At 40.8% G+C, this 11,573-nt stretch carries 10 protein-coding genes; 3 read left to right on the forward strand and 7 right to left on the reverse strand.

Features of this window, described 5'->3' with window-relative positions; genetic code table 11:
• Positions 1 to 95: 95 nt before the first annotated feature.
• The 6 genes from G459_RS0114025 to G459_RS0114050 all read right to left on the reverse strand — a co-directional run bounded on the left by G459_RS0114025 (position 96) and on the right by G459_RS0114050 (position 8,493).
• Positions 96 to 1,985 (reverse strand): HsdM family class I SAM-dependent methyltransferase, encoded by a 1,890-nt coding sequence (locus G459_RS0114025; protein WP_157373345.1) that lies wholly within the window; start codon positions 1,983 to 1,985, stop codon positions 96 to 98.
• Positions 1,958 to 2,755, reverse strand: a complete 798-nt coding sequence (locus tag G459_RS29015; RefSeq protein ID WP_051315232.1) for a hypothetical protein — start codon at positions 2,753 to 2,755, stop codon at positions 1,958 to 1,960. Before G459_RS29015 ends, G459_RS0114025 begins: the two co-directional genes overlap by 28 nt.
• Entirely contained in the window at positions 2,755 to 3,843 is a 1,089-nt protein-coding gene (locus G459_RS0114035) for a hypothetical protein (RefSeq protein ID WP_026968207.1), read from the reverse strand. Before G459_RS0114035 ends, G459_RS29015 begins: the two co-directional genes overlap by 1 nt.
• Positions 3,833 to 6,199 carry an ATP-binding protein gene (locus tag G459_RS0114040; RefSeq protein ID WP_026968208.1) on the reverse strand — a complete coding sequence of 789 codons (2,367 nt, stop codon included), beginning with the start codon at positions 6,197 to 6,199 and terminating at the stop codon, positions 3,833 to 3,835. The genes G459_RS0114035 and G459_RS0114040 overlap by 11 nt, the downstream gene beginning before the upstream one ends.
• A gap of 705 nt (positions 6,200 to 6,904) precedes the next feature.
• Entirely contained in the window at positions 6,905 to 7,213 is a 309-nt protein-coding gene (locus G459_RS27570) for a hypothetical protein (protein ID WP_157373346.1), read from the reverse strand.
• Between the two features lie 329 nt (positions 7,214 to 7,542).
• Positions 7,543 to 8,493, reverse strand: coding sequence for an ArdC family protein (locus G459_RS0114050; protein ID WP_084454513.1), 951 nt, complete (start codon positions 8,491 to 8,493; stop codon positions 7,543 to 7,545).
• A gap of 591 nt (positions 8,494 to 9,084) precedes the next feature.
• Here G459_RS0114050 and G459_RS0114055 point away from each other — a divergent pair.
• The 3 genes from G459_RS0114055 to G459_RS0114070 all read left to right on the forward strand — a co-directional run bounded on the left by G459_RS0114055 (position 9,085) and on the right by G459_RS0114070 (position 11,124).
• On the forward strand, positions 9,085 to 9,327 hold the full coding sequence (locus G459_RS0114055) for a hypothetical protein (RefSeq protein ID WP_157373347.1): 243 nt from the start codon (positions 9,085 to 9,087) through the stop codon (positions 9,325 to 9,327).
• A gap of 398 nt (positions 9,328 to 9,725) precedes the next feature.
• Positions 9,726 to 10,586 (forward strand): hypothetical protein, encoded by an 861-nt coding sequence (locus tag G459_RS0114065; protein ID WP_157373348.1) that lies wholly within the window; start codon positions 9,726 to 9,728, stop codon positions 10,584 to 10,586.
• 190 nt (positions 10,587 to 10,776) lie between these two features.
• On the forward strand, positions 10,777 to 11,124 hold the full coding sequence (locus tag G459_RS0114070; protein WP_026968213.1) for a hypothetical protein: 348 nt from the start codon (positions 10,777 to 10,779) through the stop codon (positions 11,122 to 11,124).
• Between the two features lie 144 nt (positions 11,125 to 11,268).
• On the opposite strand, the gene G459_RS0114075 is transcribed toward G459_RS0114070, so the two are convergent.
• Positions 11,269 to 11,469 carry a hypothetical protein gene (locus G459_RS0114075; protein ID WP_026968214.1) on the reverse strand — a complete coding sequence of 67 codons (201 nt, stop codon included), beginning with the start codon at positions 11,467 to 11,469 and terminating at the stop codon, positions 11,269 to 11,271.
• Positions 11,470 to 11,573 lie beyond the last annotated feature (104 nt).

An 11,573-nucleotide genomic window follows, 5' to 3' on the forward strand; every position in this document is an offset into this window, starting at 1 on the left:
TAAGCCAGGTTGAAGCCGGTGCAGTAGTCCACTGGGTCAGTCACGCTACTTACAAGTTCGCCAACCTTGATAATTTAAAAATACATTAATTCAATTCATAAATTTGGAATTTCTAAACCATATTTTTCAAGTATAAATTGATTCGGAGTAGCAGTTAACAAAAACTCTCTTCTCTCTTCATCTGTAAAGTTATATATTCCAAAATTCTTTAAATAATTTTTACTCATAGAGATATAACCGGATGAATAGTCCTTTGTCGTCGCACGTATGTAATAATAAAAAAGATCAGTTTCCATTAGTTTCTTAAGCAAAATCAATTCTTCCAAATCATTACTTGTCACGGCTATACCATTATAAAACAGCAAGTCCGTGTCCTGAGAAATAACAAATCTTGGACGCTCACAGATATGCGGGAAGAATAATTTAAGTTGATTAATATCCAGAGATTGGCGTCTTCCATAGGCATACCAAGCCTCATACTCCCCTCGTCCCTTATCGCGATTGGCTAAAATGGCGCGATGAACAAATAAATATCTATATGTAAGCGGAAATTCTCTCCTCAGTACTTCTTCTGTAATTATGATGACCCTTCCATCTTGAACAAAATAAGGAAAAATTATTTTCTCAATTTTATCAGCTAAGTCGTCTGAATTCTTTAATTTATTTGCATTGACAATATTTCGACATATCCTCCGTTCTATTGGAAATATTTCATTCTCTTTCCCAAGGAAATAATAGTTTTCATCTTCTCTAACAGGCACAAATTTATAAATGCTATTTTTCAAGGTAGCAATCCCATTCTTCGTCGTATAAAGCTCCTTAAATTGACGACCAGTTTGTTCTACCACCGACACAAAATTATCAATAACCCGAGAGTTAGTTAAATTCCATCCATCAAAATGGTTTAAATCTTGATAATCATATATTGTAAAATCACGATTCTCTAGATTCAAAAGCTCTCTACTCCAGCATCGCCTATATCGGATTAAACCATTACTATTACCATTGGATAAGAAACAAATACATGTATACGTATTTCTATCTTTAAAAACCTGTTCACCGCCAAAATTGATAAGTTCCAGGTTGATACTTTGGTCGTTAAAGTACTGTCTTAGCGCACGGCCGTTGATACTTTTTATAAATGTGTTTACAGTGATATAACCTAAAATCCCCGTTTCGTTCAACATTTCAAATCCAATCTGAAAGAATGGAATATATAAATCAGGATGGCCAGTACGAGCTACTACAAAATTTTGTGACAAGTTCAGGGTCTCTGCGTCCATGTTCCGAGATGCCACATAAGGAGGATTACCGACAACGAGATCGAAGCCACCATTTTGATTTACTAGAGATACATGTTCCCGCCAATCAAAATTTAAAGAATTTTCGACGTATAGGTTAAAAATGTAAAAACTCTGATCCTCCCCGCTACCAATGGCCAATAATGACAACAACAGTTTTGCCCTTTCAATACTATATCCAGTTATGTCTACTCCGAAAATATTATCCCTGAAAATATCAAAAAAACTCCTATTTGTGATCGACTTTACTTTTTTGGCAGCAGTTAAGAGAAATCCTCCGCATCCACAGGAAATATCGGCTATCAATATTTGATCTAACAAGACGTTGGAACGCTCAAGAGCCTGATTGACAATATACTCACGTATTGATTTAGGAGTATAAATTGCGCCATTCATAACTTTGTCTGAAGGAGAAATTACAAATTCAAACAATTCAATTAGCCCTTCAAAATCTAGTTCACCATCACTCAGCTGACCGATAAATTCCTCTAATATCTTTGATTCATCGCTACCATCTAAAATTTTATGACGTTGTATCTCTTCATTTAAAACTTCGTCAATTCCATTTACCCTTAAGTACGCACTGATGATAATACTGTTGACTTTAAAGGTGTCATCCGAATACTTACGTAATAAATTAAAAATTCCAGAAACCATTAAATTCCAGTTAATAGTTGCGGCCAAATTGCAGCGGGATTCCAGAAAATGTCTTGTTGAGCAAAGGGCTTCCAGTGTGAGGCCTTAGTATGCGCATATGGTTTCCATATGTAAGATTGATAATCGCGAACGAGATTTACGTACTCCCCATCTTGGCGCAATTTTCGCCACGACGTCGAGAAGAAATTAGATAGGACAAAATCTACACCTAAAATAATATCCATCGGGTAATGAACCACCCGGGGTGCATCTAAAATCAAAGAATTGCCGAAATCTCTAAACTTCTTTTCCAATTTCCTCCCTCCAAATTGAAGATGATAAATCGGGTGACAATCTTCCGGGGTATTATCTCCATCTTTGAAGATGTGTCGATCAAGGTGATATGACGTAATCAGTTCAGAGCTTTTTCCGGTATTTCCATTAACATAATTTCCACTAATTACAATATTAAACTCAAGGTATCTATATGGATCGCAAACCACTTTGAACTCTTGATAGTCGGCAATGAGACGCACACTTAAAGACAAACAAAGATTTGTTGCGTTTTCGGGGTGTGTATGCCTTGGAAGTTGCTCAAAATAGAAATTTATATCCCCGGTATCGTAACCCCAAAAATCATAGTTAATTGGATCACTAAGTTCGATCTTGGGAACATAATCAAAATTTTTTATTTGATTAGCCGCTTCAAAAATTTTAGATGTGTCACAAATCCCAGCTTTATTGAGAACACGCCCAAATTGCTCCAGCTCGCTTGCTCTGCTAAGACGAAAAGCCCTTGCTCTATTATTAATTGCCATTACTGTAAAGAATTAAGAATATTCCTATAGCGTTCCCGTTCCCCAGGATGAATACGCAGTCCGGCATCTCTTTTTACTCTTTCCAATGCAGCCTCTATTGACATGTACTTTGTGTCCTGCCAGGGCAAGGGTTCCGGTCCGTCAATTCTCAAGCCCTCCCTCGGATCGAGAGGCTGATTATACCCTTGACAAATCGCCCAATAGCGATAGCTCGTCGCTTTAGGCAATGGATCTGCAACGACCAATCTACCATCGAATTTCTTATTTAGCATTTCCACTCTATCGCGAGCATCTAATGTAGCAAGTGGTTGTGGTTCAACATTTACCTCCCACCACTTATTTAACTTATGCATCCACCAGCGATTCCATCCAGATGAAAATACTCCAGTATATTTGCATTCTTGAAGGTGTTCTTTAGCAAAATCCGACCATGTTTCTGACTGTTTAATATCTATACCAAGTCTTGCTGCTAAATAAGATTCATCAATCAGTGGGCCAGGCTTGCGGATCAGTTCATCAAGGATATGTTTCGAATAACTATAGGAAACTGTTCCCTCGCCGGTAATTAGTTGTTCAGAAAATATACGCTTATCAAGTCCTTCCAGGTTCTCAAGATCGAGCATTTTTGCAATATTCGGCTTCCACCTCGCAATGGTGAAATATGCTTCCGCAATTGCATGGATTTTGACCTGCAATTTCTTATCGGTAATTCTTTCTTTGGTGAAAAGGATATCAAATAATTGCTTACTTAACGTATCCCCACTGAAAGCCGCATTCATTTTTTGCTGGGTAGTAAACAAAATTAGAGGCATTTCATGTGACCACTCTCCTTCACTTACTTTTGTACGCAACTGCTGCGCTAATGTAGTAGCAGAATAATAGGCCTTTCGATCGCCAGAAAGGTTTTCATCTAATTTGAGATCCAAAATCAACCCCTGATACTTACCTCCATCTTCAAACAACTCTGCTAGTTGTTTTTCAAATGACGTTGGTCGTACAGCTGTAACATGAATTAATCCTGTCGTATTGAACCCGTCAACAATGCTGTCTTTAGGGTCATCATCTATGTATAATAAATTATAAGTCATATTGAGAGATTTCCTCTTCAGAGGCGATTGGTACCTCTATACGAAATGTTGTTTTATATCCTTCATCGGGAGATGACAGAAATATCTCCCCTCCATAACTAAGCACGATATCGCTAATAATCTTCAAGCCAAGGCCCGTGCCGGCGATTTCCTCATGAATGGTTCCTGAATGGCCAGCTTGACTAGAAGTAGTAAAAAAAGCTTTAAATACTTTTTCTTCATTTTCTGGTGGAATCCCATCGCCGTTGTCACTGAACTCCAGATACACGACTTCATCTGTTTTACCCGCCTTTATTCTAATATTTCCCAGGATTTTTGCCCGCTTAATCGCTTTTTTGCTGTTACTGTAAAGGTTATAGAGTATCGATGCCCATTCTGACGGGTGCATTTTACAAGTGAACAAACCATAATCACTAAAAATTGGAGAAACTGTTAATGAACTTCGTTCAGTATCTGGAACTATTACTGTTAAAAACCGATTAATCACATCACGCAACTCAATTACAGTCAGCTCCCGTTGTACATTCTGCGAAATAGTTTCGTCGAAATAAGAGGCATATGTATTAAAAGAGTTGAAGGAAGTTTTCAATCTTAATGCCCTTTTTTGTAGTTCGGATCCTTCATCTGTATTATCAATTAAATACTCCGAGTCAACATCGAACGCTGGAAGATACTGCTTTATTTCATGAGTAAATTCACCAATTGTTAAGCCCAAGCCAGCAAGTACCCGAAGCATGCCAATTTCTTCCAAACTTTCCGCAGCAGCGCGTAACTTCTCCGCAAACTCCCGGAATCTTTTTGAACGATCTTCTGATGACTCATTCCTTTTCTCGTTTTTATCTTCGCTTCCCCGATCTGGTTCTTCATTAGTTCTGATTCCATTCGAGAGTTTATCATCTTTCTCTTTGTCAATCTCATCTGCTAAACCCTCAAGTTCCCCAGCAAGATCACTTACCTCTTCCGCGGCAGTCCTTTCTTCTTTTAGGTAATTTTTCTGTCCGGTTGTTTGTTTCTTTTTTCGGAAATCCGCAATCCGTAGTACCGAACCCAAAATCGACCGATAAACAAAATCTACCAACTCGTCGTAAGCGGCATCCTTAAACAAGCCTTCACGACTAGACAATTCATGAAAAGTTATATTACTTGGATCAGTTATTTCTACGAAGCCAAAAAAATTGTTATTACCATGGGATGGGAGAATAACACGTCTTCTTAGGGACTCATCCAAGCCCAACCAATCATTCTGAGGTTCGCCATAGGGAAGTACTCTGAACCCATTTCGATATAAGCGAAAACCACCGGCTTCATTGGCTTTTTGTTGAATGTAACCAGTTACCATTTTAGGAATCATCCCGATATTATATATAAAATAGTAAGCTTTAAATCTTACATTTCTAATGTGTTTGAAAGATTGGCCTTCTATTCTCACACTACTACTAATATCAGAGTGATCGTAAAGTCCTAATTTAGGACTAGAAATATCCCATGATCCATTTCCTACACCGTCAACCTCTCCTGAAATTTCTGCCAAAGCATGTTCAAAAATCATTGTATCACTATCTGCCACTTCTTCCAGGCCTCCATTGATTGATTGCCAGCATCTAATCTCAAAACCAGGATCAGAAAACTCAATCAGATCAGATTTCAGATCGTTTTGTGAGGAATCAGATTTAGAAAGTGGAAATGGCTGGATCACATCAATCGAATATTTATACACCCGCCGAATTGCAGCCCCCGTCCATGTTTCTCGAAGGTTACTAATAGTCAAGGTTGTACCTTTTTGACGTTCCTTTGGGACTTCAGTAATGGCGTTAGAGATGACAATGAGGTTCTGATCCTTGTCGAAATGAGACCAGTCAATCTCAATCTTCAATGCAAATAGACTTTCATCAGTCTGGGTTACAATTGTCAGCTTGCTTCCGAGACGTTGTGTGGCGAATCGCCCTATACCCTTCTTTCCCGCCCTTGCTCTTTTGTAAGTTGGAGAAATGGGATTGTGGAACTTATCTGATGAGGAAATTTTCATAAAGCCGTTCACCAACTGATCTTTAGTCATTCCGTGTCCATCATCTTCTAATGTAAGGGTGCCACCTGATAAATTAGCATCGTGAAAGATTATCTCAACATATGTAGAATCAGCATCATAGGCGTTCTTAACCAACTCTGAAACTGCGGTTTCATGTCGAGCAACAAGTTCCCGCCCAAGGCGGTCAATTACACCGGCATCGACAGAAAATCTAACATGCTCGTTGTCAAATGATGCTAGTTGAGTAGATAATTCAAGAATCCGACTATAGTTCCCGGGTTCAATGTCCAACGTAAGTGATAATTGCTTTCGAATTTCCTCTTCCTTCATGTTAACATTCTCTAAACCAAGGCATAACTTATTTTGATATCAATCAGGCTCTTTTTTGTTATTAAAGATATAAATAAAATCTACTATCATCCGGGTAAAAAACAGCGGTAAAACCGCATTCTCGGCAAAGTACAAAAGAAAAACGGCGGAACCTTCGATTTGGAAGTTTACTCCTTTTGGTCCAAGATGTAGTTACAACACCGCCTCGAGCTGAGCGCAATCGCCAAGTTTTTCCAGTTAGCCATGAAGTGTCGGATCAGATGCCGAATACATCCAAAACTCAACACTAAGGTCTCTTACGAATTTCTGATCAGACGTTTGTTTAGATGATCTTTAGATCCTCAATGTCAAGGGCCGGAGAGGAAAAACCGACACCGATCCCCTCGGAGGGACAGGGATTTCCAAGGCTAAAACCGCTTCAATCTTGATCTGGGCAACATCAAAAACGAAGGCAGCATTAGTTGTTAGTAAATCCAGCTCAGCCCGAAGGTGTCGGCTGCGTGGGAAACGGCAACGGAAGTTTGCAAAGGAGAGTTAGCTCGACATTTTGTGCCCTTTTACCTTACATATTTAAAGCTAGTCAATTACACTCTCTTTGGAAATCAAATCGAATTATTGCAAAATCTGTCAAATTATGAGCCGATTGTTAACACAAATTCAAGAAAATATGACTGACTCAAAAAAACTGATCAAAGGCATTTCCTGTCAAACGATCTTCCCGAAATCCGGATCCAGCTCCACGCTCTTTTTCCTGGTCTTTTGTTTTGCAGCGACTTCATACTTTCCCAATAATTCCAGGATATCTTTTCTGAACTGCGGATCGTCAATGGGAAAACCGGACATATTGAAATTGTCATTGAGGATCTGGACAAGATTCTTTGGAAAGACCTGTTTTCCGTAAAATGCCGCATCGGCGACGTGGACAATCTGGTTGTCAATATCCTGGAAGATGATCCCTTTATCGGATTTGTCCAGCATGGACAAAGATTCTTTGACTAGCTTTCTGAAATTCATGTTATTAACTTTTGGAACGCCATGACTTTTCACAGGATAAATAGAAAAGTCAATAACCGTTAGAGTATTAGTATTGCAAGAAAGGATCTCGGTTAAAAGCTCAGCAGGCTGTCGGATGACCGCTTCTTCGAAAAGAACAAAAAGTTTACCACTCTAGCGCTATCTCAAAGTCTACAGGTTAAAAAAATCATCAAGTTCCTGTAAATATATGGGCCCGATGGGCGCTGACCGATAGTGAATCGCTTAAGCAGCTTGATTTTATTGCCAAGTAGGAGCCCCTTTTTAAATGAGCCTAGATTATGACCAAAAAAGGGGTCTCCCCCTTTCTTTTAAAAAGGACATTTCATAAGAATATAGTCTACGGCCTTCTGGGCATTCCCCGCCGCTTCAATGATAAGGTGGCTGTCGTTTCGGAGCTGTTCCAGCCAATAGCGAATGTATCCGGCCGAATTCTCCAAAAGTTGATCGTTCAGGATGCCCGTCAAATTATTCAGGTACCCCGCTCCCATTTCCGCTACCAGCTCCTCCCGGCTGTAGTTCTCTGAACCGAATCGCTGTGGAGTTGTAATTCCTACCCTTCCAAGCCTGTCCTCATGGCCGCTCGCGTGGACCAACTCATGGAAGAAAACCCCGAAGTATTCTTCACTGGTTCGGAATAATCGCTTTTCCGGCATCGTAATCTGATCCAAGTCGGTTCTGTAAAACGCCTCCGTCCCTCGGTGGATCAGTTTTGGCGGATTGAGCATATCTGCATAAATACTCTCGCAGCGGCCCAGTACCGGCAACTCATTCGTCTTGGTGGCATCAGGAAGCTCCCATTTGATGCCGTCGATCTGTTCGATGGGAAACACCCGGAACTCTTTGAGAAACCCCGACCGGCGAAGCTTATCCAGAGGATAATGACCTACCTGGCTATCAGGTACTGTCTTTCCGGTTTCTTTGTCCCGATAGGTGAAGTTCCAGTAGCAGATCGGGATAGACTTGGCTCCCTTTCGGATCTGGCCTCCCAGTTCCTGCGCCTGCTTATAGGTCAGGTAGAAGGGATACTCGTATCTCAGGGATAGCAGCACCCAGAGATTGATTCCCTTATAGGGTTTTTTGGTGAGGTAGTTGGCCGGTAGTCCCATGTCATGCCAGGGCTGCCTCCAGGGAATAACCCCTTCTTCGAGTTTTTCAATAATCAGCTCGGTAAATCTCCCATAGATGTCCGCAACAGATTCTTTGGTTTGTGCGCGGGAAGCTCTTTTTCCCTTAGACGCTTTTTTGACTTGAGTCTTCATAGTTTTTGTGTTTTGGTTTGACAAATACTTATGAAGCTGTCCCAGCACGGAGCCGGCACTAAGGGCAAGAGGAAACGGAATAAACGGGCATGGGAGCGCGCGGGAGCTTTATGCCGTAGTCTCTTGTCCCATGTGTAGGAGCCGGGCTAAATTGGCTGAAGAAGGAATTGAAAAAATAGTTTATCAACACTGGTTTAATTTCCCAGATAGGCATGGTGGGTTATTTTCACTGCCAAAAGACACTGATCGCTCTGCGATAGCTAACTCCACCTATCTGTGGCTTACTACTCGTGCGGAAAAAAATCCCAAACTATGGAGTCGAGCGCCCTTACTGCACTGAAAACGACCCAATCCAACGCACTTGCTAAAGAAAAACCCGGTCTATAAAATCAGAACGGCAGCCAGGTCCCAAAATCATCGGCCGTTCGACTCACACCAATAATGGTGTTCCTCACATTCGGCCTCAAAAAGGCCTCCTAGAGATCATTCAATTATCAAGTAAAAACATCAATTAATACTTCGTAAGTTGCCCAACAAACTAAAAATCAATATATTGATAAACAAAGAAAGTCACACTAAAATCAAACAGGCATGTCCCCTTTTCCCGAAACCCCAGAAGAGATGGCTAGGTTCTTAAGGCTCTTCCCCTACTTTTTGACATTTATAGTTATATACTATTTCTTTTTATTACTACTCTGGATCTTCTACCCGGATTACTACTATGAGTTTTCATCACCGGCTTTTCTTATCATGATGCCTCTAATAATAGTGCCTACGGTAATTATGTATAGAAAAACCCGTAGAATATCAGGCGGGGATAAAGGGGGGCTTTGATTTCCCATTCTAACAGTTGTTGGCTGCCGTTTTAATCTGAACTTGCACCATTTTTATACTCACAATTTGCGCAAGTCACAGGCTACTCAATCTTTTTAAATCAACCAGGGATAGCCTAGAGTTGCCTGAATTTTGGGTCTGAAAAGTGGAATTCTGGAAAGCTAAGACAGAGGTTGGCTTCTTCGAAAGTCCACTGTTCCAATCCCAAAAAATATACGTCCATAGGGGTCAGTCTGATCCGGCTAGAGAGGGTCAGTTTGAGCGGTCCTTGTATGGAATGGTCAATAATGATGGCTATCTCACGAAATTCTAACAGCTCAACATCGATAAATCAGTCTTAGAATCGGCTTTTCTATTAATAAAATAAAACATAGTTTTGTTGGGTAGATTCAATGGAAATGAAAAGACACCTTATTTTTATGACGATGTGCTTCGGCATTTGGTCATGCGCTGAGTCGGATGAACCGACTGAATTAACACCCCAAATTGTACTGGGGCACTCACCTGTAGTTTCCAGACAGGTTGTCAAGCTGGAAGCGGTGCTTCCTAATCCTATAGACGACGCTACCTATACCTGGTATGGATCTTATTCAGGCCTCAACCCTGTGATCTGGAATTCCGAGACCAATGTAACTTATTTAGCTCCAGTCGATATCGTCGGAGAATACAAGTTAAAAGTAGAGATACGGTCAGGAAAAAGGATCGGTACCAGCGAAAGATTAATACAAATAGAATCTGAGGATTTTGAGCTTGGAGCTTGGGGAAACCCCAAAGAGGCTATTACCCAAACCCAGATGTTCTTTTCTAAGCAACCCTATGACAAGGAGATTGATATGCCAGAGCCGTATGAAGGAGCTGGAGACGATCGATTAGTGTACGACGAAGGCTTGGGTCGATTTGTTGCCTATTACTTTCAGAATGACAGATTAAAAGGAGGAGCACGTTTTCGATCAGGACCTTCCAAAGGTGATGGCGATTCGTACAGTTGGTATCAATACTATTATTTTGACAATCAACATCAATTAGACGAAAAATTGGGAGTCAAAGGGATAGAGACCATTAGCTGGACTGTGGACGAGGATCTCCAAAAAGAATATCTTTCTCCAGTTAACCGGCAAGGCGTAAGTATCGCTGTAGATCGAGGTCATGCGACCGTTTTGACAGTTTGGGACTCGCCAAGTGTCTACGCCGAACTAACGCTGCAAAAAGCTTCTCAAGGGATCACTTCGATTGGATACTCAGTTATGTCAAAAAAATGAAAGTCAAACCAGTTTAGGTTTGACACCTCTGGAAAAGGCTTGGATATTTTCTTTTTGATCTTGGTGCGGCTCTTGTCAATGACATCCGAATATATTTCGGTCAAAATAAGACGACGTAATCTCTGAAGCCAATTGACGTACTAAAATGTCCTGAAAAATTCAGACTCAATTTCAGGATTAACTTTGAGACATGGAGATCAATTCCGAACAGTTTCAGGCCTTGGGAAAGGAATTGGAAGTTTTGCTCGCGCGGGTCGAGCGGCGACTCTACCGCTTGATGAATGGATATTCCCCGACTCGTCTAAAAGATGTGAATAAAGGCAGACGGATCAAATCTGCACTGGAGCGAGCTATTGGTTATTATAACCTTCGTGATGCCAGATTGTGGGATGAAATTTATGAAATCAATCGGGAAGGCATTAAACTCAAATCATTCTCGCTACCAATAGAATTCTCTCCGTTAAAGTTACTTACCAAAGGCTTGAACATCACGATTGGAGCTAAGAGGCGACAGTGGCTTCCTGGAGACATTTACTGACGGTTTTTTTTCAATTTTGAATCTGCGCCCGTGCCATTTTGATACTGACAATTTGTGCACGGTACAGGTCACCCAACCTTTTTACATCGACAAGTAATAGCCAACCCGGAAATGGGCTTTCCTAGTATCTCATCTCAGGCAAGATCAATTCGAATTGTACGCATCGTAGACATTCCAGATGTAAATGATGGCAGGGACGATCACTGTCCACCAAAAGAAAAAAGTCAAAACTCCCCCAATAAGCCAGATAAGAATCCCCTTTAGAATATCACCCTTAATCAATTGGCCCAGCCCCGGAATAAAAAGGGACACCAAGGCCGGAATTCCGTGTTTTTGTCTTTCCATACCGTCAAATTTTTTGGGTTAACCGCGCAAATCGTTTTACAAACTAATGATTTTCGGGAAAGATCGATACCTGAAAGCCCGACAATTTTCCTTTTCCAAGTACA

This window comes from Algoriphagus terrigena DSM 22685, from assembly GCF_000429445.1.
Lineage (GTDB): Bacteria > Bacteroidota > Bacteroidia > Cytophagales > Cyclobacteriaceae > Algoriphagus > Algoriphagus terrigena.